General features: G+C 55.5%; 17 protein-coding genes. 6 read left to right on the top strand and 11 right to left on the bottom strand.

The annotated features are described in order from the left end of the window. The first annotated feature begins 170 nt into the window (after positions 1–170). Entirely contained in the window at positions 171–1052 is an 882-nt protein-coding gene (locus ETC02_RS10385; RefSeq protein ID WP_171698256.1) for a glycerophosphodiester phosphodiesterase family protein, read from the top strand. Between the two features lie 183 nt (positions 1053–1235). Here the strand turns inward: ETC02_RS10385 and ETC02_RS10380 are convergent, their stop codons facing one another. Together ETC02_RS10380 and ETC02_RS10375 are read right to left on the bottom strand one after the other, a co-directional pair. Next, a complete protein-coding gene (locus ETC02_RS10380) occupies positions 1236–3392 on the bottom strand; it encodes a DNA topoisomerase III (protein ID WP_171698255.1) in 2157 nt (718 codons plus the stop codon). A 12-nt stretch (positions 3393–3404) separates the two neighbouring features. After that, positions 3405–4295 (bottom strand): aldo/keto reductase, encoded by an 891-nt coding sequence (locus ETC02_RS10375; protein WP_050367293.1) that lies wholly within the window; start codon positions 4293–4295, stop codon positions 3405–3407. Between the two features lie 89 nt (positions 4296–4384). Between ETC02_RS10375 and pepF the strand changes: the two genes are divergently transcribed. After that, the gene (gene pepF, locus ETC02_RS10370) at positions 4385–6241 is read left to right on the top strand and encodes an oligoendopeptidase F (protein ID WP_171698254.1); all 1857 of its coding nucleotides are present in this window, start codon (positions 4385–4387) and stop codon (positions 6239–6241) included. 140 nt (positions 6242–6381) lie between these two features. Here the strand turns inward: pepF and ETC02_RS10365 are convergent, their stop codons facing one another. From ETC02_RS10365 to ETC02_RS10335, 7 genes are all read right to left on the bottom strand, one after another. Continuing rightward, positions 6382–7851, bottom strand: a complete 1470-nt coding sequence (locus tag ETC02_RS10365; protein ID WP_063210315.1) for a nicotinate phosphoribosyltransferase — start codon at positions 7849–7851, stop codon at positions 6382–6384. An 80-nt stretch (positions 7852–7931) separates the two neighbouring features. Then, on the bottom strand, positions 7932–8483 hold the full coding sequence (locus tag ETC02_RS10360) for a cysteine hydrolase family protein (protein ID WP_049625995.1): 552 nt from the start codon (positions 8481–8483) through the stop codon (positions 7932–7934). A gap of 166 nt (positions 8484–8649) precedes the next feature. Further along, complete coding sequence (gene yidC, locus ETC02_RS10355) at positions 8650–9399, bottom strand: membrane protein insertase YidC (protein ID WP_015374913.1); 750 nt, start codon at positions 9397–9399, stop codon at positions 8650–8652. A gap of 42 nt (positions 9400–9441) precedes the next feature. Next, positions 9442–9711 (bottom strand): hypothetical protein, encoded by a 270-nt coding sequence (locus ETC02_RS10350; RefSeq protein WP_015374914.1) that lies wholly within the window; start codon positions 9709–9711, stop codon positions 9442–9444. An 81-nt stretch (positions 9712–9792) separates the two neighbouring features. Beyond that, the gene (locus ETC02_RS10345) at positions 9793–13953 is read right to left on the bottom strand and encodes a bacteriocin-processing peptidase family protein (protein WP_171698253.1); all 4161 of its coding nucleotides are present in this window, start codon (positions 13951–13953) and stop codon (positions 9793–9795) included. Between the two features lie 145 nt (positions 13954–14098). After that, positions 14099–14851 carry an alpha/beta hydrolase gene (locus ETC02_RS10340; protein WP_014195917.1) on the bottom strand — a complete coding sequence of 251 codons (753 nt, stop codon included), beginning with the start codon at positions 14849–14851 and terminating at the stop codon, positions 14099–14101. 87 nt (positions 14852–14938) lie between these two features. Then, positions 14939–15442 (bottom strand): metal-dependent hydrolase, encoded by a 504-nt coding sequence (locus ETC02_RS10335; RefSeq protein ID WP_020756115.1) that lies wholly within the window; start codon positions 15440–15442, stop codon positions 14939–14941. 171 nt (positions 15443–15613) lie between these two features. Here ETC02_RS10335 and ETC02_RS10330 point away from each other — a divergent pair, with 171 nt between their 5' ends. From ETC02_RS10330 to narI, 4 genes are read left to right on the top strand one after another with little or no spacing between them, the layout of a single operon-like run. Further along, positions 15614–19300 carry a nitrate reductase subunit alpha gene (locus ETC02_RS10330; protein WP_063210319.1) on the top strand — a complete coding sequence of 1229 codons (3687 nt, stop codon included), beginning with the start codon at positions 15614–15616 and terminating at the stop codon, positions 19298–19300. After that, entirely contained in the window at positions 19290–20759 is a 1470-nt protein-coding gene (gene narH / locus ETC02_RS10325) for a nitrate reductase subunit beta (protein ID WP_063210321.1), read from the top strand. The genes ETC02_RS10330 and narH overlap by 11 nt, the downstream gene beginning before the upstream one ends. A 54-nt stretch (positions 20760–20813) precedes the next feature. Next, complete coding sequence (gene narJ / locus ETC02_RS10320; protein WP_050367301.1) at positions 20814–21389, top strand: nitrate reductase molybdenum cofactor assembly chaperone; 576 nt, start codon at positions 20814–20816, stop codon at positions 21387–21389. Then, complete coding sequence (narI, locus tag ETC02_RS10315; protein ID WP_050367302.1) at positions 21365–22069, top strand: respiratory nitrate reductase subunit gamma; 705 nt, start codon at positions 21365–21367, stop codon at positions 22067–22069. Before narJ ends, narI begins: the two co-directional genes overlap by 25 nt. Positions 22070–22245: 176 nt before the next feature. Here the strand turns inward: narI and ETC02_RS10310 are convergent, their stop codons facing one another. Beyond that, positions 22246–22776: a hemerythrin domain-containing protein gene (locus ETC02_RS10310; protein WP_063210324.1), complete on the bottom strand. Its 531-nt coding sequence runs from the start codon at positions 22774–22776 to the stop codon at positions 22246–22248. Between the two features lie 92 nt (positions 22777–22868). Further along, positions 22869–23163, bottom strand: a 295-nt coding sequence (locus tag ETC02_RS10305; protein WP_171698252.1) for a transposase, incomplete at its 5' end; no start/stop codon positions are given.

Genomic DNA, 23163 nt, shown 5'->3' with positions numbered 1-23163 from the left:
GTTGTCGTTTACAGTATGCGGCATGATAACGCACTTTATGCATCAAACTGAATATCCCTTTGCTTGATGTGCGAAACTATCGGTACAAGCATCCTTTTCCCACTATATCACCTCGTTTTTCCCTCGCACTTGTTTTCCCGATATGATATACTGAAAGGGGAGAGATGTATATGCGCCGGATCACGGTTTTTCGCTCCTATCTTTGCGCATTGTTTTTGTTATCGTTGCCGATCGTCTTAGCGGCCGCGGCTGCCTGGCAGCCACCCAGCCAGCCGAAAACCGCCGTCATCGCCCACCGCGGCGCGTCCGGACACGCGCCGGAGCATACGCTCTCATCCTACCGCCTCGCCGCCCTCATGAATGCCGATTATATCGAAGTCGATGTGCGCGCAACGAAAGACGGGAAGCTCGTTGCCCTGCATGATGCGACGCTCGCCCGGACGACAAATGCCGAAACGGTTTACCCGCACCGGTCGCCATGGCGGGTCAGCGATTTTTCATTGCGTGAGCTCAAAAAATTGGATGCCGGGTCGTGGTTTCATCCACGCTTTGCCGGCGAGCGCATCCCGACGCTTGATGAGGTGATTCAGATGCTGAAAGCGGAGCGTGTGGAAGCCCCGTTGTACATCGAAACGAAACAGCCCGGCATCGAAGAGGCGGTCGTCCATCTATTGAAAAAACACGGTTTCCTGCAACAGCGCCGCGTCATGTTTCAATCGTTCCACCCGGAAAGCTTGCAAGCGCTCCGGCCGCTCATCCCGTACGGCATTCGGCTCATTCAATTGGTCGACGAGAAGGAAGCGCACAGCGGCCGCGACGAGCTGCTGCAACAAATCGCCGTCTATGCCGATGGCATCGGCTTGCCGCTTTCGGCCGTCACCGAAGAGTGGGTGCGCGCCGCCCATGGCCGCGGGCTCATTGTTCACGTCTATACCGTCAATGAACCACACGATCTCGCTCGCCTATGCGCCATGGGCGTGGACGGTGTGTTCACCGATTATCCAGACCGCCCTGGCCGCATTGCCGCCTGCCGTCGTCTGCCCCGCCATTGACCGGCCTTCAGGGAGCCAGGGGGAGCTTATTGTTTGCATAATGTTATTATGGTTAATAAAAACGAAAATCGTTCCCATTTGACCCGATTCAGTGTATCATTTGAGAAAAAGGAGGTCAGATCGGCGGTCCGCCATCGGTCCGCCTTTTTGCCAAGCGCTCCATCCTTTCCTCCCCCGCCCTTGTCACCGCTTCGGAAACTGAAACGATAATTTCTTCTCGTTTTCATCCCAAACGAGTATGGCGTCAAACGTTTTCCCGCCTTTTTTAAACCCTTTTATGACATTTGTTTTCCCTTGCGCCAGCAGTTTTTTCACATTGGCCGCCGAAATCGATTTGCCGAGAATGCGTTTGGAAATCGTAAACGGGCATTTTGTTTTCGCGTACTGGTCGCAACCGTACAACGTTCCTTTGTCGATGACGGTCCCGCCGCAAAGCGGGCACGGCCCAAGCTTCTCACCCATCGTTTTTTTCTTCCTTGTCCGCTGGATCGAGGCGGTGTCAACCCCTCTGAAATTCCAATTCGGCGCGGCGGCGATGGCGTCAGCGACCACTTTTTGCGCCAACTTTTTCACCTGTTCCATAAAGGCGGCGGGCGAGGCGCTCCCTTCGCCGATTTCGCTTAAGCGCTGCTCCCATTTCGCCGTCATTTCCGGCGAGGCGAGAATCGTGCCGCCGAGCGCCTCGATCAATACTTTCGCCTTGTCGGTCGCATATACGAGGTTGTTTTTCACTTCAATATACTTCCGCTCTTTCAGCATGGTAATGATCGCCGCCCTTGTTGCTTCCGTGCCAAGCCCTTCCGTTTTGGCGAGCACTTTTTCCAGTTCCTCATCGTCCAAAAATTTTCCCGCCGTTTTCATCAAGGTGATGAGTTCGCCTTCGGTATACCGTTTCGGCGGCTCGGTCTTCCCTTCTTTCACCTTGACAGCGGCCGCTTCCCCCGCCTCCCCTCGCTCAAGGAGAGGCAGCGCAGCATCTTTCTCCTCCTCATGCGGGCGGATGACCGCGCGCCATCCTTCCTCGACGACTTGTCTTCCTTTCGAAACAAAGCGGGCCCGGCCGTCAACGAGCGTCGTGACGGTCGTATAATCGATGACCGCCGCCTGATGGTGGGCGGCAATTAGGCGGCGGACGACCAAATCGTACACCTTCCGTTCGTCGGCTGACAGCTTCTCGGGATCCACCACTTGCTCGGTCGGGATAATGGCGTAATGGTCCGTCACCTTTTTCTCGTTTACATAACGTTTATTCTGTAAAATCGACGGCTGCGGCAACGGAAAATACGAAGCGTACGCCGGAAACGAGGACAGCTTTTGCAAAATGGCAGGGAACGTTTCCGCTTCCCCTTTCGTCACATGCATCGAATCGGAACGAGGATACGAAACGATCCCTTTTTGGTAGAGTGACTGCAGCACATCAAGCGTCTTTTTCGGCGAGAAGCGATACAACTTGTTCGCTGTCGCTTGCAGCGTCGATAAGTTGAACAACAGCGGCGGCTGATACGTTTTCCGCTCCGTGCGGACGTCGGCGACTTCCGCTCCTTTTCCTTGGCAAAAGGCAGCGATCTTTTTCGCCATCTCCTCGTCCTTGAGGCGCGTTTGGCCGTTTTCATCCGTCCATTTTCCTTCATAGCGCTTATCGCCGATGACAAACGAAGCGACGACTTCCCAAAACGGTTCAGGGCGGAACTGCTCAATTTCCCGCTCACGCCGGACGATCAGCGCCAATGTCGGCGTCTGCACGCGCCCGACGGAAAACACATCGTTCATCCCGCGCTCCTTCAGCAAGAGGCTGTACACGCGCGAGGCGTTCATGCCGACGAGCCAATCCGCGCAGGCGCGAGCGTACGCTTCCTCATAGAGCGGGCGCGTCGTCCGTTCATCAAGCAGGCGGCGGAACCCTTCCTCGATCGCCTTCGGGGTCAAGGACGACAGCCAAAGCCGCTTGATCGGCTTGTTGACGCCGCTTAGGCGGATGAGGTTGCGCACAATGAGCTCCCCTTCGCGCCCCGCGTCGCCGGCATGGATGATTTCCGTCACTTCCGGCTTTCGCAGCAATTCTTTCACAACCTTGAACTGTTTCGCCTTCGCTTTTTCGATCTCATACTCAAACCGTTCCGGGATGATCGGCAACGTGCCGAGCGTCCACCGCTTCCACTCCGGCCGATACCGCTCCGGCGGGGCGAGCTGGAACAAATGCCCGATCGCCCATGTCATATACGCCCCGTCGGGAAACAAGTCATTCGGCAAAATTTCGATATAGCCTTGCCGTTTTTTCGTCCGAAAAATCGAGGCGAGCGTCGCCCCTTGGTCCGGCTTTTCCGCGATAATGACTTTCATCGTCCTTTCCCCTTACGGCACATCATGCCCCATGGAGCTTTGCAAAATGGCGAACCATTGCTCGCGGGAAAGCGACAAAGACAGCGCCCGCACCGCCCGCTCGATGCGTTCTTGTTTCCCCGAGCCGACAATCGGCATCATCCGCGCTGGATGAACGAGGAGCCACGCGTACAGCACTTCGTCGATCGTCTCAGCGCCCACCTCACCCCGCACTTGTTCAAGCGTCCCGCGCAGCCGCACCGCCCGGTCATCGTCAGCGGAAAAAATCGCTCCACCGGCGAGCGACGACCATACCATTGGCGGAACGCGCTTCTCAAGGCAAAGGTCAACGGTGCCGTCTTCAAGATTTTCCAACCGATACGCCGATACTTCGATTTGGTTGGTCACGAGCGGAAACGGCAAATACAACTGAAGCATTTCCCACTGCGAACGTTTAAAGTTGGAAACGCCAAAATAGCGCACTTTTCCATCCTGCTTGAGTTGGAGAAACGCCTCGGCCACCTCTTCCGGGTTCATAAACGGATCCGGGCGGTGGATAAGCAATACATCAATATAATCGGTATGGAAGTGTCGAAGGGATTGCTCAACCGAAGCGATGATATGATTTTTGCTTGTATCGTATAATTTCATCCCGTACTTCGATGGCAGCTTGATGCCGCATTTCGTCACGATCTCGATCTGACCGCGCAAGCTTGGCTTTAACGCCAGTGCTTCGCCAAAGCGCGATTCACACGTATAGTCGCCGTAAATATCAGCATGGTCAAACGTCGTAATGCCGCGCTCAAGACAAAATTCAATGAGCCCGAGCAGCTGCTCGCGCGAATAGCCCCAGTCCGCAAGCCGCCAACAGCCGTGAATGAGGCGGGAAAACGTCAAATCGTCCGCCAACCGAATTCGTTCCATTGATTGTCTCCCTTTCTTTATTTTTGGCTAAAATCGTTCCGCTTGCGCATACTACCAACAAGAGGAAAAAACGGAAAGGACGTGATGATATGAAGCGCTGGCTTCTTGGGCTCGCCGCTGTGCTTCTTTTCGCCTCCCCATGGCCGGCATCAGCCGCCGAAACCGCATACGAATGGAACCTAGCCGACATTTATCCATCCGAAGCCGAGTGGATGCACGACTACAAGGCGGTGCAAAACGCCTTGCCGAAACTGGCGGCGTTTGAAGGAAAACTCGATGATGAAAAGACGATCGCCAAACTGTTCGCCCTCAACGAACAAACGGCCCGCAAGCTCGAAAAACTGTCGCTTTACACCCATTTAAAACGCGATCTGAACATTGAAGACGAGGCAGCGGCCCGGCTTGGGGCAAAAGTGGAAGCGCTCGCCGCCCAATATGCGGCGAAAACAGCGTTTATCGAGCCGGAACTGCTCGCCCTACCCGAGCGGACGCTCAAGAAGCTCCAAACGAGCAAAGAACTGAAAGCGTACCGCTATTACTTCCATGAGTTGCGCGAGCAAAAGCCGCATACGCTTACGAAACGCGAAGAACGGCTGCTCGCGAAACTATCGCCGGCGCTCGGCGAAGCGGAGAACATTTATGACCACGCCGCCCGCGGCGATTACGAGCCGCCGTCTGTCACGATGCCGAATGGAAAAACAGTGACATTGACCGACGACCAATACGCCGCCATGCTCGAGCACCCGGACCGCCGCTATCGAAAGGCGGCGTTTGAAGCGAAAGCCAAAAGTTATGAAGCCATGGAACAAACCGCAGCCGCGACGCTGTATGCCTCGGTCAAAGCGGACGAATTGTATGCGAACGTGCGCCGCTATCCATCCGGCCTTGCCGCGGCTCTCGCCGCCGACGATGTCCCGAAGGAAGTGTTCGACAACTTAATCGCCGCCACCCGCCGCCACTTGCCGGCGCTTCACCGCTATATCGAATTGCGGCAGCGCGCGCTCGGGCTTGACCGCGTTCACAGCTATGATTTGTACGTGCCGCTTGTCGGCGAAACAGCGAAATCGATCCCAGTTGAAACAGCGAAAACGTTCATTGTCGAAGGGCTCAAGCCGCTCGGCGCCGACTATATCAAACAGGTGCACCGAGCGTTTCAAGAGCGATGGCTTGATGTCTTCCCGCGCCCGAAAAAATATACCGGCGGCTACAACACGGGAGCGTATGACACCCATCCGTTCATCTTGCTCAATTACAACGGTTCGCTTGATGGCGTATTGACGATGGCTCACGAGCTTGGGCACGCCATGCATTCCGTCTACACGAACCGCGCGCAGCCGTACCATTATGCCGGTCATTCGATTTTCACCGCCGAAGTCGCCTCGACCGCGAACGAATGGCTCATGCTCGATTATTTGTACAAACAGGCGAAAACAAAAGAAGAAAAACTCCGCCTGCTCGTCGAACAAATCGAGCAAATCCGCGGCACGTTGTACACGCAAGTGATGTATTCCGAATTTGAACAGATGATTCATGACAAAGTGCGCCAAAGCGGCAGTCTGACAGCGGACGAACTGAACCATCTTTGGCTTGGCTTGCTGAAAACGTATTACGGCCCGGCGTACGCCGCCGATCCCGGCGCCGCGCGCGGCTGGCTGCGCATCCCGCATTTTTATGACGCCTTTTATGTATACAAATATGCCACTTCGCTCGCGGCGTCGTACACCATTGTGAGCGGCATCCAAACCGATGCAAGCGGCAAGGCGGTGAAGCGGTACAAACAATTTTTGCGCTCCGGCGCATCCGATGATCCGATCCGTCTGCTCAAACGTGCCGGAGTGGATATGACAAACCCCGAACCGATCGAGCGGGTCTTAGGTCATTTCGCCGAACTCGTTGACGAACTCGATCGACAGCTGTCAAGCCAAAACCGTCAGCGGTCTACATGAAAGAGGTGTCCCGCGCCGTTCGGGACACCTTTGTTGTTGCGGCGGAAAGAAGAATATCGCTTTGCGCTGCAACGCGCCGAGCTTCAATCGGACGCCAGCGCGCAAAGCGGAACCGTTCGCTTGCCCCGCAGCCAAGACGGTTATTCACTTAAAGATGCGCCGGCAATTTTTTCTTTCACCTTGCGGATGTTTTCCATCTTATTGTCCCAACACGCTTGACTCAAATCGACGGGATATTGCTCGGGATTGAGCGTCCGTTTGTACTCCTCCCAAAACAAGCGCAAGCTTTCTTTTGCGTACGCTTGAATGTCCGGAAGCGGCGGCGACGTATACACCAGCCGGCCGTTGTCGAAGATCGTCACATGCAAGTCACGCGCTTCGAAATTGGTGACGAATTTGCTGATGAACGTGTACACCGGATGGAACATTTTCAGCCGCTCTTCTTGCTGCGGGTTTTCGCTCTCTAAGGCGATGTAGTCGCCTTCCGCTTTATGGTTGATTTTGTTGACGATGCGGTACACCCGCTTCAGCCCCGGTGTCGTCACTTTTTCCGGATTGCCGCTGATTTTGATCGTATCGACCATCTCACCGCGTTCGTTTTCGATCGCCACCATTTTGTACACGGCGCCGAGCGCCGGCTGATCGTACGCCGTAATGAGTTTGGTGCCGATCCCCCACACATCGATTTTCGCCCCTTGCGACTTCAAGTTTAAAATCGTATCTTCGTCCAAATCGTTTGAGGCGAAAATTTTCGCGTTCGGAAATCCGGCTTCATCGAGCATTTTCCGCGCTTCTTTCGACAAATAGGCCAAATCGCCGCTGTCGATGCGGATGCCGATAAAGTTGATTTGGTCGCCCAGCTCCTTCGCGACGCGAATGGCGTTTGGCACCCCCGACTTCAACGTATCGTACGTATCGACAAGAAAGACACAGTCTTTATGGCGGCGTGCATACTTCAAAAAGGCCGTGTATTCATCCTGATACGCTTGAATCATTGAATGGGCGTGCGTTCCGGCGACCGGAATGCCAAACAGCTTCCCGGCACGCACGTTTGATGTCGCATCAATCCCGCCGATATACGCTGCGCGCGCGCCCCAAAGCGCCGCATCCATCTCCTGCGCCCGCCGGCTGCCGAACTCCAAGGCCGGCTCATCCCCGAGAATATGCTTAATGCGCGACGCTTTCGTGGCGATGAGCGTCTGGAAATTGATAATGTTTAAAATAGCCGTTTCGATGAGCTGCGCCTCGGCGAGCGGCGCCTCGATGCGCATAATCGGTTCATTGGCAAACACCACTTCCCCTTCGCGCATCGAACGGACCGTGCCGGTGAAGCGAAGCGTCCGCAAATAGTCTAAAAAGTCATCACGGTAGCCAAGTTCTTGGCGCAAATAGTCGATGTCGCTGTCAGAAAATCGGAACTGCTGCAAAAACTGAATGACGCGCTCCAACCCAGCGAACACCGCATAGCCGTTGCCAAACGGCAGCTTGCGGAAAAACACTTCAAACACAGCGCGGCGCTCATGCATACGATCTTCCCAATACGTCTCGACCATATTGATTTGATATAAGTCCGTATGAAGCATCAAACTGTCATCAGCATATGTCTTCATGAATTGTTGCCTCCAACACACGAATGACGGCGCCGCCGAATAAAACAATGTTCATCGTCTATTCTATCACGTTTTCTCCATTATTCCACTATTTTCGCGCCTAGCGTATGGCGAAAATGGCGGAGCGCCCATTCGTGTCCCGCCGCGTCGAAGCTCGCCACCGCCCGCCGGTGGACGACGATGCGAAATCCTTTGTTGTACGCATCGACCGCCGTATGAAGAACGCAAATATCGGTGCAGCAGCCGACCAAATGCACTTCCGTGATGCCTCTTTCGCGCAATTTCAGCTCCAAATCCGTTCCGGCGAACGCGCTGTAGCGCGTTTTGTCCATCCAATACACATTGTTTTTATGCTTGTTCCCCTGATACACCGCCTCGAGCTCCCCGTACAGCTTTCGCCCCTCCGTCCCTTCAATGTTATGCGGCGGAAACAACTTCGTTTCCGGATGATAGTCGTCTCCCGCCACATGCTTGTCAATGGCAAAGACGACAAAATCACCGTTGTCAATAAACTGTTTCGTCACCCGCACGAGCTCTTTTTCAATCGCCTGCCCCGGTTTCCCGCATGTAAGCGCGCCATGATCGGCGATGAAATCGACAGTGTAGTCGATGTTAATAAGCGCTTTGTTCATTCCCGTTCACTCCTTTTCCTCTTCCTGCATGGTCGGGTTGCTGTTTTTTCATCCCGCCTACATCTTGTTGGGCTTTTCTACCATTATACCATAGCAATATGGACAGCAGACAAGACAACAAATCCCCTGCCTGCTTTGAAGCAGACAGGGGATTGTCGAAGTCGTTTTAGCTGTTTTCCGCCGCTTTGGCCGCTTTCATTTGAGCACGCAAAATGAGCGACTGGATGATCGAGAAGCAGCCGCCGACGACCCAATAGAGCGACAGCGCCGATGGAACGGAGCTGGCGCCGATAAAAATCATGACCGGCATGATGTACGACATCATCGCCATTTGCGGCATTTGTTCTTCAGCCATCGACGGCGACAGGCGGAGCGAGATGAACGTCGTCAACGCCGCTAAAACGGGCAAAATGAAATACGGATCGCGATGGCCGAGCTCGACCCATAAGAACGAATGCGTTTTAATTTCTTGCGTCCGCGAAATCGCGTAATACAGCGCCATAAAAATCGGCATTTGAATGAGCACCGGCAGGCAGCCGCTCGCCGGGTTGACGCCGTGCTTTTGATACAGCTGCATCATTTCTTGCTGGAGCTTGCGCTGCGTTTCCGGGTCTTTGCTTTTATATTTTTCTTGCAGCTTCATAAGCTCCGGGCGCAGTTTTTGCATGGCGATCGATGCGCGGAACTGCTTCAAAATGAGCGGCAGCAAGCAAAAGCGGACGATGAGCGTCAGCACGATAATGGCGATGCCGTAATTGTCGCCAAACCAGTGCCCAAGCGTCAAAAGAAGCTTCGACATTGGATAGACAAAATAATGGTTCCAAATGCCTTGGCTATGTTCGTCGATCGGTTCGTTGCGGTTGCAGCCGGCAAGAAGCAAAACGGCGCCAAGCAGCACCAATACCCATTTTTTCATGAAAAGCCCTCCTTCAATATCATGTTGCAAAATCATGCCGTTTCAACATAAAGGAAAGGGCCTTCCATCCTCATCCGTTCGGCTTGTCCGTTCCCGAACGGGAATTTTCCGCCGCTGCGGCAAAAACAGCGGGCGCCATGGAAGCGCCGCCCGTTCGGCGCCTCCCTCTGCTTCATGCTCGCGAACCGCGGCCAACGCCGGTTCATAAAACAGCGAACCTGCCATCCGGCGCGCGCTCGTATGTCCTTTCATGATGATCCATAGCGCGCCGACAAGCGACATATACACAAGCAAATCAATAGGCGCTTCCATGCGTCCACCTCCCTTTCGCCTGTCGATTGTTCTCTTTCCATACAATAGCAAACTTTCAACCGAAAGAAAAGCAACAATTGATCACATCCGCTCCAAGCGGTGAAATGCCGGCTCGTCGGCTGCCAAGACGGCCAGCTCCCCGCTTTCATCGGCCGCCAGCGCCGCCCGAAGCTCTTCTTTCGCCTCATCGAAGCGTCCAAGCAGCGCGAGATAGCGGGCTCGTTCGTAGCGAAGCCGGGCATCGTTGGCCATATGGACGCACCGCTCGATGGCCGCGAGCGCCTGATCGATGCGCCCCGCTTCTTCATAAACAGCCGCAAGCTGCATATGGAACTCTTCATCCTCAGGATACCAATCAGCATAGCGCTCCCAAAGCGCCGCCGCTTCTTGATAGCGGCCCGTTTCCATATAATGCTCGCCAAGCAACATGAGCGCCTCACGGGCGAGCGGTTCTTCCGCCACAATCTCCTCGAGCTGCCGCTTGGCTTTCTCGCGCTGTCCTTCTTGAAGCCAAACGACCGCCTGCAACACGCGCAGGTCGACATCATCCGGGTCATCAGCCAGCAGCCGCTCCAGCCAGCGCTTCGCTTCCTCGCGTTTTCTTTCCTCATCGGCGGCCAATAAATATTCCACAAATTCTTGCGCCAAAGACGGATCCCAAACGCGGGCGAGCGCTTTGCGCCACGTTTTCACGGCATCGCTGTCCAATTCGAGCGCGGCATATAAGCGGGCGAGCCGCCTGTAGGCTTCCGCATCGCTGCGGTTGAGGCGAATCGCTTCGTCGTAGAAATCGGTCACAATCGAAAACAAGACAACGGTGCCGACCCATTCTTTCGCTTTTGTCCACCATCGCACCGGTTCGTCATGCCCCCCCTGCTCCTCGCCAAAATACGGGAAAAGAGCCGAGGCGGTGTTCCGATACATCACGCTTTTTGCCTCGCGGCTTGCCTTCAGCCGCTCGAGTCGATGGCGCAGCTTCCCTAAGCCGCGCATCGTTTTCGGAAAGAGAGCCACATACAACGGGTACAACGATTCATCGTCCGGATGGCGCACCATCAACTGTTCGAGCAGTTTCGCCGCCTCTTTTTGGCTTCCTTCCGCGATCAGCACCATCGCCCAATGGCGGAGCACTTCAGGATGGTCCGGGTCAAGAGCAAGCGCCTTCTCGACGGCCGCCTTTTCTTGATCGCGGCGCTCAAGCGCTCCATAAACATATCCAAGGCTGTCGTAATACCACACCTCCCCTGCATGCGGACGGGCGTCAGCCAACGCGCGAAGAAGCGCGGAAGGCTCCGCGATCGCGGCAAGCTGCTCCATATCGATGCGCTTCGGGGCCAAGCGCACCGCCTGAAGCAAATGCGCGTGCTGCTGCTCTTCGTTTTCTTCCGCCTCATAGAGTGAAGCTAAGCGAAAATGGCAAAGGACAAACGATGGATCGGCTTTGAGACAAGCCTCATACTGTTGTTTCGCCTCTTCGTGGCGTCCAAGCGAGGCGCACAGCTCCGCGAGCCGGAAGAGGGAAAGCGCATGGCCCATGGCGGCAGCTTCTCGGTAAAACGCCATGGCCTTCGACGGCCGGCCTTGCCGTTCATAAAGGGCGCCGAGAGCGGAATGGGCCGAAGCGAGTGTCGGGCGAGCCGAGACAAGCTGCTCTAAAAACGCCCGGCCGCGTTCCTCTAAAGACGGCGTTGCCAGCTGATCAAGGTAAAACTCGTACGCTTCTTCCGCCTCAAACTCAGCCAGACGCAACCCTTCTTCCAACCACGACAGCGCCGTTTCGCGTCCTTCCTCCTCGTCGGCGAACCCATGGGCGACAAGCCATCTTCCCGCGTTCAGCCAATATTCGCTGTTGTTGGCAAAACGGGTGCGCTGCTTGATTACATACCGGCGCGCCGCTTCCACATCCCCGCGCTCCGCAAGGGCGGCCGCCAAGCCGAGATGGGCGAACACGTCATCGCTGTCATGACGGACCGCCTCTTTGTAGCACGAAAACGCTTGTTCCGCCTCCCCTTCCTCCATATAGAGATCGCCAAGACGGACGTAAAGCGGCGCCAACCGCCAGGCGGCGGCCAATCCCTCTTCCAACACCGCTTTCGCTTTTTCCCGATCACCGGCATCGTCATACAAGTCAGCCAACATCAAATACGGATGCGGTTCCTGCGGGTCGAGCGCTTTGGCGACGCCAAAGCCGCGTTCCGCCTTGCGCCTTCGGCCGAGCTCCATGTCGCAGCGGGCCCGCTCATACCAAAGCTGGGCATCCCGCCGCTCGCGGCGCACAAGACGATCAAACCAGTCGCGCGCTTCGGCGAACCGCTTCGCATGGAACAACAGCACACCGTGATTCGTTTCGATAAACAAATCGCCCGGATACAGGCTGACTGCCACGCGCGAAGAGATGAGCCCTTTTTCGATATGACCGGCGTACGCCGAGGTGAGCCCGAAATAGCTCCACACTTCCGGCTGGTCTGGGTCCAACTGGAGCGAGGTGCGAAAATAGCGGGCCGCCTCTTCATAGCGGCTGGCAAAAAAGGCAATGCGCCCGCGCAAATAATGGTAGAGCGGGCTTTGCGCCTTTCCTTTCACCCGTTTGAGCACGTCTTCAGCCTTCTCCATTTCTTGCGTGTAGACATACGCTTTCGCCGCCATCAGCAGCAAGTCGTTATGTTCGGGATACTCGCTCAAGACGCGCCTGGTGTAATCCAACACAAGCGGCTTCGCCTCGTCGCTGCCGAAATGCTTCATGACATACAGCCATGTGTACGGGATGTGCTCATGCTGGCGCAAAAAGGCGACAAAGGCGGCGAAATGCGCCTGCTCGTCCTCATCCATCTTTTCGGCCAACGCATGCAATTCGCGGAAATAGCGGTCTTCCTCTTCGGGGAGCTCGGCGGCGAGCGCCGCTTTTTCCCGGGGAAGCGCCACAATCGACAAATAATGCGTCCCTGCATACCATTTGGCAAGCTCGTCCTCGGAAACGACAAACGGATCAAACAGATTCGGGTCTTGCACGTACAACGCCCCAAGCCGTTCGTCATAGCCAAACAGCACTTGGACGTGTGATGACTGTTCGTAATCGACGCTCAACAGCACCGGAACGCCCTCATCAATGAGCCGCTTCCAACGAAGCGGCGAGCCGACGAAAAAGCGGCAAACAAAGCCAAGCTCTTCCAAATAATGAACCGTCGTCGACAATTTCGATCCGCGCACATCAAAAATATGTTGGGCCACTTCATCCTGCGTACGGGGGGAGCCAAGCAATCGAAGCATCATTTCCAAACTTGCCGGCACGCAATAGTTATGCTTTTGCACGACCGGCACAAGCGGCAGCACCACCGACCGTTCCCTTTGCCGCCCAAGCGCTCGGGCGTACGGCGTTTTTTCAAGCTGCGGCTCCGCTTTCACAAGCGATTCAAGCTTCTCCCATTCGTCAAGCTGGTAATACAGTTCGGCGCGCAAATGGGCGAAATAACGGCGATGCATATGAAGCGGATTCAGGCGGTCAAGTTCATCCATCGCCGCGAGCGCCTCACGGTAGGCGCGCACATCGCGCAAGCGGCGCACGCGCTCAGCGTAAAACGCTAACACTTGCGGAAAACGCTGCTTTCCTTCTTCCAAAACGGCAAGCGCCTCGCGGTGGCGGCCATCGAGCGCATACAAATCGGCAAGAAGCAAATAGCACATATCGCCGCGCTCCGGGTCATCGAGACCGGCGCGAATCACCTGTTCGGCGCGCTTCCGGTCGCCGGTCTCGATATAAAAGTAGCCCCATTTGTCATGCATCGGCGCCGTCTCATAGCGGGCGACCACATCCATCCATTCGTGCGCCTCCTCGACCCGCTGCATATCCAATAAAGCGCGCACCAACGCAAACGCCGCCCGGGCGATCGCTTCCCTCGGCTCCTCCACCCGGCCTTCGAGCGCGGCGGTCAGGCGCGGAGTGAGCGCCTCTTCCACATCGAGCGGCCGGCGTTGATCGAGCCATTCGTCGCACAACCACGCGAGCGTCTGCAGCGTGTTGAACTTCCGGTGGGCGTACCGGGCGACAAGCCCGCTATGCCGGTACATAAGCGCGTAGTCGAACAGGCGGACAAGCGTCCGAAACGGTTCGATCTCGTCCCACGAAGCCATGAGCGGCCGCCATTGAAACAATCCCATGTTTTCTAAATGCGGCCGCACCTGGGCAAGGGCATCCACGATTCGTTTTTCTTCAACGAGCAATGCGATCGGTTTGATATGATTCATACAAAGAAAACTCCCTTATTCTTTTTCCAGCTATTTATAAGTGTAGAACAAGCCCGGCAAAACAGCCACATATTTTTTCACAAAAATACCGACAAACAAAAAATGGCCTCTCCTTTGAACAGGATCAGCCATATACCGATTCGTTTTATCCGGCGTGCTTGGCGAAAAATTCGAGAGACCGTTCAATAATCATCGGTTGGTCGTAATCGAGCGTCGCCACATGGTAGCTGTTTCGGAGGCGGACGATCTCTTTCTCCGTCGATGAAATGCCTTGAAAGATGATGTCGGCGTTTCCCGGCGGCACGACGTGATCTTCGTCGGAGACAAAAATCAACGCCGGACAGACGATGCGATCGAGTTTCGCTTTTGTCTGTGCCATCAGCCTAGCCAGCTGAAGAAGCGAAGCGGTCGGCGTTTTCTCGTATGCCAGCTCTTTCACATCCGGATTTTTCAAGTCCGAACCGATCGAATCCAGATACCTCGGCAGCTCGCCCCCGCCCGTCATCCCGGCGGCGATGGCCGGGATGTCGACAGCGGCGTTAATCGGCACGATGCCGCAGATGTCTGGGTGATGTTCCGCCAAATAAAGCGTGAGCGTCCCGCCCATCGACAGCCCGGTGACAAAAATGGTTTGGCATCGTTGTTTCAGCCATCCATATCCTTCTTCGACCGAGGCGACCCAATCGTGGAACGTCGTCCGTTCCATGTCTTCGTAATGCGTTCCGTGCCCTTTTAAGCGCGGCAGGCAAACGGTATAGCCGGCTTTCGCATACGCTTCAGCGAGCGGGCGCATGCTGTGGGGCGTGCCGGTGAATCCGTGCACGAGCAGCACCCCGACCGGCCCGTTTTCGGCGTAAAACGGCTCGGCGCCCGAGAGCACCGGATATTGTTCGCTCATCTTCCTCTCCCCCTTATCTAGTCAAATCCGTTCCTCTCACTATATTCGCCGCCGCACCTCTTTTTTCCTTTTTTTGATCGGACGCCGTTACCACATCGACAACCATGACCGCCACCATTCGTGAAACAAGCCGTTGACGCCAAAATAGACGAATGCGATCCAAGCGATGCCAACCAATGCTTTCTCCATCCCTTTTCCCGTCCGATAGAGCGGCACTTTCCACCGCTTGGACGAAAACGGCCAAAACAGCGGCACCCCTTGAACAGAAAAAAAGTCTTCCACAATATGAAACAAGTAGCCGAGCACGAGCCCAGCGGTAAACGGCGACGCCGAGTCTCGCCAGACGAGGGCAGCAAGCACCCCCCAGACAATGAGCGAATGCGTCATGCCGCGATGGCCGAACGCTTCTTTTACTTTCCCCGCGACGCCGAACGAACGGCGGCCGACGTATGACGACGGCTCGTCAATGTCAGGAAGAAGGCTGCCGATGACAAGCCCCGCCGTATAGGCGGCGGTAAACGGCAGCGTTGTATGCGCGGCCGCCGCCGCGCCGAGGCATAATGTGGCAATGACATGGCTGGAGTATCGCAACGAAATCCCCTCAAACTTTTATCGTTTTCCCCATTATACCACAGAAAAGAATATTCATTCGTTTCTTTGACGGATTTGTGACAATGATGCCAAGTGTGACAAAGTTAACATCGCGTTATTGACATCATGGCTATAGTTAAAAGTACACAACGCTAATAAGGAGTGAAGCAAATGAAACGAAAACGATCTCCGCTCACCAACCGTTTCAAATATATTCGGCCGATCGAGCGCCAAGCCGACGGCCATAGCGAAACAACCTACGGCGACCGCGCCTGGGAAGATGCGTACCGTCGCCGCTGGCAGCACGACAAAGTCGTCCGCTCGACCCATGGCGTCAACTGCACGGGGTCGTGCAGCTGGAACATTTACGTCAAAAACGGCATCGTCACCTGGGAAGGACAGCAGCTCAACTATCCGTCGACCGGGCCGGATATGCCGGACTTTGAACCGCGCGGCTGCCCGCGCGGCGCGAGCTTCTCATGGTATATGTACAGCCCGCTGCGCGTCAAATACCCGTATGTCCGCGGCATCTTGCTTGACATGTGGCGCGAGGCGCTCTCCCATCATCCAAACAACCCGCTTGAGGCGTGGAAAAGCATCGTTGAAGACCGCGAAAAAGCGAAGCGCTACAAACAGGCGCGCGGGAAGGGCGGATTCGTGCGCGTCAGCTGGGATGAAGCATTGACGCTTGTCGCCGCTTCTTTATTGTATACGGTCGTCAAATACGGCCCGGACCGCAACGTCGGCTTCTCCCCGATTCCAGCCATGTCGATGGTCAGCCATGCCGCCGGATCGCGCTTCATGCAGCTGATGGGCGGGCCGATGTTAAGCTTCTATGATTGGTACGCCGACTTGCCGCCGGCGTCGCCGCAAATTTGGGGCGACCAAACGGACGTGCCGGAGTCAAGCGACTGGTACAACGCCGGCTACATCATCACCTGGGGCTCGAACGTCCCGCTCACCCGGACTCCGGACGCTCACTTTTTAGCCGAAGTGCGCTACCGCGGCACGAAAGTCGTCTCCGTCAGCCCAGATTACGCCGAGTCGACAAAATTCGCCGACGACTGGCTGTCGGTGAAGCAAGGGACGGACGGCGCCTTGGCGATGGCGATGGGACATGTTATTTTAAACGAATATTACGTCAAACGGACCGTTCCATATTTTGAACGATATGCCAAAACGTACACCGATTTTCCGTTTGTCGTCACCTTAAAACAAAACGGCGGCACATGGACGGCCGGCCGCTTCTTGTTGGCGAAAGACCTTGGCAAACAAACGAACAATGCCGAATGGAAGCCGGTCATCTATGATGAAAACACCGACTCGTTTGTCGTGCCGAATGGAACGATCGGCGCTCGCTGGGAAGACAAAGGAAAATGGAACTTGCGTCTTGTTGATGAGGAAACAGAACAGCCGCTTGAGCCACGCCTGTCATTTTTAGGGAGCGAAGATGAAGTCATCTCGATCCAGCTTCCATATTTCACCGCTGAGGGCGGAAAAACGATCGAACGCGCGGTTCCAGTGAAAAAAGTGCAAACCGTAACAGGAGACGTTTACGTCACGACCGTCTATGATTTGATTTTGGCCAACTACGGCATTGACCGCGGCATCGGCGGCACAGTCGCCCGCTCGTACGATGACGAGGTGCCATTCACGCCAGCATGGCAAGAAGCGATCACCGGCGTCAACCGCGAACTCGTCGTGAAAATCGCCCGTGAGTTTGCCGACAACGCGATCGACACAAACGGCCGGTCGATGATCATCGTCGGCGCCGGGATCAACCATTGGTTCAACTCCGATACGATTTACCGCGCCGTCTTGAACCTTGTCTTGTTCGTCGGCGCCCAAGGGGTGAATGGCGGCGGTTGGGCCCATTACGTCGGGCAGGAAAAGCTGCGGCCGGTGGAAGGATGGCAGACAATCGCCACCGCCCGCGACTGGGTCGGACCAGCGAAATTGCAAAACGGCACGTCATTCTTTTACTTTGCGACCGACCAATGGCGCTATGAAGAGCGGCCGGTCGATGAGCTCATCTCACCGCTGGCCAAAAAAGCGCGCTATTCACACCCTGGCGATTACAACGTCTTGGCCGCGCGGCTTGGCTGGCTGCCGTCGTACCCGACGTTTAACAAAAACGGCATCGAGCTGTATAACGAAGCAGTAAGCCATGGAGCCCGCACGCCGGAAGAGATCGGCGCCTACGTCGCGAAACAGCTGAAAAAGAAAGAATTGCAGTTTGCGATCGAAGATCCGGACAACGAGGCGAATTTTCCGCGCAACTTGATCGTCTGGCGCGCCAACTTAATCTCAAGCTCCGGCAAAGGGCACGAATACTTCTTAAAACATTTGCTTGGCACGACGAACGGCTTGTTAAACGATGACCGCGACAGCCTGCGCCCGGAAGAAATCCGCTGGCGCGATGAAGCGCCGGAAGGCAAGCTCGATCTGCTTGTCAACTTGGACTTCCGCATGGCCGGCACAGCGCTCTACTCCGATGTCGTCCTGCCGGCAGCGACATGGTATGAAAAACATGACTTAAGCAGCACGGATATGCATCCGTTCGTCCATCCATTCAATCCAGCCGTGCCTCCGCTCTGGGAAGCGCGCTCGGACTGGGATATTTTCAAATCACTCGCGAAAGCCGTATCTGATGTCGCCAAACAAGCCGGCTTAAAGCCAATGAAAGAAGTCGTCGCCACTCCGCTGTTGCACGATACGGCGCAAGAGCTGGCGCAGCCGTTCGGTGAAGTGAAAGACTGGAGCAAAGGCGAAACTGAACCGATTCCGGGCAAAACGATGCCGAACATTCACGTCATTGAACGCGACTATACCCTTCTTTACGACCAAATGACCGCCTTAGGTCCAAATGTCGCCCGCCAGCCGATCGGCACAAAAGGGATTGCCTGGTCAGCGAAAGACGAGTATGAACAGTTGAAACGCCGGCTCGGCACTGTCCGGCGCGCTTCCATCGCCGACGGCTGCCCGGATATCAGCGAAGCGAAAAAAGCGGCTGAAGCGATTTTGACGCTGTCATCAACTACAAACGGCAAAATGGCGGTGAAAGCGTGGGAGGCGCTTGAGAAAAAGACGGATTTGAAATTGGCCGATTTAGCGAAAGAACGCGAGGAAGAATGCTTTACGTTTGAACAAATCACCGCCCAGCCGAAAACGGTTATCACCTCGCCGGCGTTCAGCGGCTCGGAAAAAGGCGGGAGGCGCTACTCGCCGTTTACGACGAACATCGAACGGCTCATCCCGTGGCGGACGTTGACCGGCCGGCAGTCGTTTTACATCGATCATGAACTGATGCACGAGTTTGGCGAAACGATGGCGACGTTCAAGCCGGTGTTGCCGCACCGTCCGTTTTCAAACAAACGCCCGAAAGAAAACGGAAAGGAAGTCATCTTGAACTATTTGACGCCGCATAACAAATGGTCGATCCACAGCATGTATTTCGACTCCTTGCCGATGTTGACGCTTTTCCGCGGCGGGCCGACCGTGTGGATGAACAAAGATGATGCGGCCGAAGCCGGCATCAACGACAACGACTGGATCGAATGTTTCAACGAAAACGGCGTCGTCGTCGCCCGCGCCGTCGTCTCGCACCGGCTGCCGCGCGGCATGGCGTTTATGCACCACGCGCAAGACCGCCATATTAACGTGCCGGGCACGAAGCTGACGAACAACCGCGGCGGCACGCACAACAGCCCGACACGCATCCATGTGAAACCGACGCATATGATCGGCGGATACGCGCAATTAAGCTACGGATTCAACTATTACGGACCGACGGGCAACCAACGCGACCTGTACGTCGTCATCCGCAAACTCGAGGAGGTTGATTGGCTTGAAGATTAAAGCGCAAGTCGGCATGGTGATGAATTTGGACAAATGCATCGGCTGCCATACGTGCAGCGTCACGTGCAAAAACACATGGACGAACCGCCCCGGCGCTGAATACATGTACTTTAACAACGTTGAAACGAAACCCGGAATCGGCTATCCGAAACAATGGGAAAACCAAGAGAAGTATAGAGGCGGCTGGGAGTTGAAAAACGGCGAACTGCGGCTCAAATCCGGCTCAAAAGCGATGCGGCTCGTCAACTTGTTCTACAACCCGTACCAGCCTACGATCGACGATTACTACGAACCGTGGAATTACGACTATGAAACGTTGACGAACAGCCCGCTAAAACAATACCAGCCAGTGGCGCGGCCGAAATCAAGCATCACCGGCGAATGGATGGAGCTGTCATGGGGGCCGAACTGGGAAGACGATCTGGCCGGCGTCCATATCACCGGTTTGCGTGATCCGAACGTTGTCAAAATGGAGCAGGCGATCCAAGCGGAATTTGAGAATGTCTTTATGATGTACTTGCCGCGCATTTGCGAGCATTGCCTCAATCCGTCATGCGTATCGAGCTGCCCGTCAGGCGCCATGTACAAACGCGACGAGGACGGCATCGTCCTCGTCGACCAAAACGCCTGCCGCGCTTGGCGGTATTGCGTCACAAGCTGCCCGTACAAAAAAGTGTATTTCAACTGGCAAACGAACAAAGCGGAAAAATGCACGCTCTGCTTCCCGCGCATCGAAGCCGGCATGCCGACGATTTGTTCGGAAACGTGCGTCGGCCGCATTCGCTACATCGGCGTCATGCTGTATGATGCGGATCAAGTGAAAGAAGCGGCGAGCGTCACAGATGAGAAACAGCTATATCACGCTCAACTGGACATTTTCCTTGATCCGAACGATCCGACTGTCATCGCCGAAGCGAAAGAAGCGGGCATCCCGGACGAATGGATCGCCGCGGCGCAGCGCTCGCCGATTTACAAAATGATCGTCGACTGGAAAATCGCTTTGCCGCTGCATCCGGAATACCGGACGCTGCCAATGGTATGGTACATTCCGCCGCTGAGCCCGATCATGAATACGATCGAAGGAAAAGGAAGCCAAGCGAGCGCCGATGACATCTTCCCGGCCATTGATGAAATGCGTATTCCGATCGAATATTTGGCGAATTTGCTGACGGCGGGCGATACGGCGCACATCCGCACGACATTGAAAAAAATGGCGGCCATGCGCTCATACATGCGGGCGAAACAAACGAACAAACAGCCGGACATCCGCCTCATTGAATCGCTCGGCTTAAGCCGTGAAGACATTGAAGAGATGTACCATTTGCTCGCGATTGCCAAATACGAAGACCGCTTCGTCATTCCAGCATCGCACCACGAAGAAGTCGCTGACCTCTACGCCGAACAAGGCAGCTGCGGGCTGGCGTTCGCCGGCGGTCCGGGCGCTTGCGGCACGCTGTAAAAGGAGAAAGAAGGCGAGCCCCGCCCCCTTCAATAATGAAATGGAGGATTTACGATGAACAGCGAACAACAACAAACGGTCTTTCTATGTGTATCGTATTTGTTGTCTTACCCGGACGAACAGTGGGCCGAATCGCTTCCTGACTGCCTAGACGCCATCCGCTCGCTTGACGATGAAACCGTCCGCGCGCCGCTTTTGGCAGTGGCCGAACAGCTCGCGGTCACCCCGACTCGAGAGCGGACGGAGCAATATGTCGAAACATTTGATTTCGGCAAAAAAACGAATTTGTACTTGACGTATATGACAAACGGCGAGCAGCGGGAGCGCGGAATCGAACTCGTTGCCTTAAAAGCGCGCTACGAGGCGGCCGGATTCGCCGTCTCCGATCACGAGCTGCCCGACTACTTGCCGCTCATGCTTGAATGGATGGCCTATGCAGATCAAGAGCATACGACCGCCTTGCTCGCCGATTATGCCGGCCATATCCGCGAAATCGGCGACCGGCTGGCAGCGGCAGGCAGCCCGTATGCACAGCTGTTTGACGCGCTCAATCACACATTCACTCAACTCGGCGTGACGCCGCTCCCGAAAGGAGGTGCAACGGCATGGCCAGCCAATTTCTCTGGGTGATTGTTCCGTATTTGGCGCTTGTCCTATTTGTCGCCGGCCATATTTGGCGCTACCAGCGCGACCAGTTTGGCTGGACATCCAAATCAAGCGAACTGCTTGAAAAACGGCAGTTGCGCCTTGGAAGCCTTCTCTTTCACTGGGGCATTTTGTTCGTCTTCGTCGGCCACGTGATGGGCATTCTCATTCCGGAACCGTTTTACACGGCGTTAGGCGTTACGGAGGAGATGTACCACGTCATCGCCTTGGCGGGCGGCATTCCGGCTGGTTTGGCGGCCTTCGTTGGTTTCGTGATCCTTTTTCGCCGCCGCTTGACGGTCAAGCGCGTGCGGGCGACAAGCAGCACCGGCGACTGGGTCGCGCTCGGATTTTTGCTTGTCGTGATCACCAGCGGGTTATCATCGACATTGCTGAACGTCAACTCACATGGCTTTGACTACCGAACGACGATCGGTCCATGGTTCCGCGGCCTTCTCACATTCCGCCCGGACCCGGTTTATATGGAAACGGTCCCGCTTTGGTTCAAAATCCATATTCTCGCCGCGTTTGGCTTGTTCGCCGTCTGGCCGTTCACCCGCCTCGTTCACGTATTCAGCTTTCCGCTCCGCTACTTGCAGCGCAGCTACGTCGTCTACCGAAAGCGGATGCCCAAATCCGTCGACTCGCTTGACCGCGCCCAGTAAGCGGATGTCAGGCAGCATAAAGTCCCCAACCAAGACCGTTATCACGGAAAACGGGATGCCGTTCATCCGCCTCCCGTCCCTCTCCGTCACGGACCGGCGCCAACCCGACTCATCCGCGTGCCATGAAGAAAACGGGATGCTCCATACAAAGAAGCGTCCCGTTTTCCATTCCATCGTCACTCGTTCATGCGTGCAAACAGCTCCTCTTTCTCCCCGTCCGACAACAGCCGCTCGGCCATCGGGAAGAGCACGTTTTCTTCTTTCATGAAGTGCTCATCCAAAATATGATGCGCCTCAACCACCGCGCCGGCGAGCGTTAACGCCTGTTCGCTGTCCACGGTTTCCAGCAAATGGGCGGTTTTTTCCAAAAACATCGAAAGACGCGCTTTCGCCTGTTCATGTTCGTATTCCATGACGGCGATGGGGCCGGTCGTCCGCCCGATGTACTTGGCCATCATCGGGAACAATACGCCTTCTTCCCGCTCCGAATGAGGATCTAAAACGGCGACGAACGATTCGACTTTTTCCCTCAAATCGGCGAGCGGCCCACGCCAGTTGCGGTCATCCGCCCCTTGGCCGATCGCTTCCGCTGCGGCGAGCACCTGCTCCATTTGGGCGCGCAACGGGCCGTGCTCTTGTTTTAATTGCGCCAAGCCAGCGCATAGTTTCACCCCTTCAGGGCCTCCCATATGGCAAAATGAATGCATCATCGATTCCTCCATTTTCATGATAAACGAAAAATGGTTGGAAAACTGTTACAAAAAAAAAAACAGTTTCAACCCGTGGTGCTAGTTGAGTGTCAGCGCTCAACCAGCCCTAGTGTGACCAAGGAATAAGCCAACAAGATGCCATCGAGTGCCACTTCAAACCCGACCATGGAATTCGCTCGAATGTCGGTGATCCGGTATTGGTCTACGAGAATCGAAAACACCGTCTCGATGACTTTGCGTTTTTTCCTGATCCATTCTTCCCATGCCTTGGATGGGCCGTGCTTTTGATTGTGTCGAGACGGTGTCCAGAACGCGGCTTGGTGTTCTTCGTACAGCTTTTCTCGAAGAGCGTGGCTGATGTACCCTTTGTCCCCAAAGTTGTAG

The organism is Geobacillus sp. DSP4a (assembly GCF_013096875.1).
Taxonomy (GTDB): Bacteria; Bacillota; Bacilli; order Bacillales; family Anoxybacillaceae; genus Geobacillus; species Geobacillus thermophilus.
The sequence above is the reverse complement of the archived record's forward strand: the minus strand, read 5'-3'. Positions and strand labels throughout refer to the sequence as shown.

What these genes read in the sequence shown, in the direction of transcription:
- ETC02_RS10385 (WP_171698256.1), top strand. Translation starts at nt 171, where the DNA reads ATGCGCCGGATCACGGTTTTTCGCTCCTATCTTTGCGCATTGTTTTTG.
- ETC02_RS10380 (WP_171698255.1), bottom strand. Translation starts at nt 3,392, where the DNA reads ATGAAAGTCATTATCGCGGAAAAGCCGGACCAAGGGGCGACGCTCGCC.
- ETC02_RS10375 (WP_050367293.1), bottom strand. Translation starts at nt 4,295, where the DNA reads ATGGAACGAATTCGGTTGGCGGACGATTTGACGTTTTCCCGCCTCATT.
- pepF (WP_171698254.1), top strand. Translation starts at nt 4,385, where the DNA reads ATGAAGCGCTGGCTTCTTGGGCTCGCCGCTGTGCTTCTTTTCGCCTCC.
- ETC02_RS10365 (WP_063210315.1), bottom strand. Translation starts at nt 7,851, where the DNA reads ATGAAGACATATGCTGATGACAGTTTGATGCTTCATACGGACTTATAT.
- ETC02_RS10360 (WP_049625995.1), bottom strand. Translation starts at nt 8,483, where the DNA reads ATGAACAAAGCGCTTATTAACATCGACTACACTGTCGATTTCATCGCC.
- yidC (WP_015374913.1), bottom strand. Translation starts at nt 9,399, where the DNA reads ATGAAAAAATGGGTATTGGTGCTGCTTGGCGCCGTTTTGCTTCTTGCC.
- ETC02_RS10350 (WP_015374914.1), bottom strand. Translation starts at nt 9,711, where the DNA reads ATGGAAGCGCCTATTGATTTGCTTGTGTATATGTCGCTTGTCGGCGCG.
- ETC02_RS10345 (WP_171698253.1), bottom strand. Translation starts at nt 13,953, where the DNA reads ATGAATCATATCAAACCGATCGCATTGCTCGTTGAAGAAAAACGAATC.
- ETC02_RS10340 (WP_014195917.1), bottom strand. Translation starts at nt 14,851, where the DNA reads ATGAGCGAACAATATCCGGTGCTCTCGGGCGCCGAGCCGTTTTACGCC.
- ETC02_RS10330 (WP_063210319.1), top strand. Translation starts at nt 15,614, where the DNA reads ATGAAACGAAAACGATCTCCGCTCACCAACCGTTTCAAATATATTCGG.
- narJ (WP_050367301.1), top strand. Translation starts at nt 20,814, where the DNA reads ATGAACAGCGAACAACAACAAACGGTCTTTCTATGTGTATCGTATTTG.
- narI (WP_050367302.1), top strand. Translation starts at nt 21,365, where the DNA reads ATGGCCAGCCAATTTCTCTGGGTGATTGTTCCGTATTTGGCGCTTGTC.
- ETC02_RS10310 (WP_063210324.1), bottom strand. Translation starts at nt 22,776, where the DNA reads ATGCATTCATTTTGCCATATGGGAGGCCCTGAAGGGGTGAAACTATGC.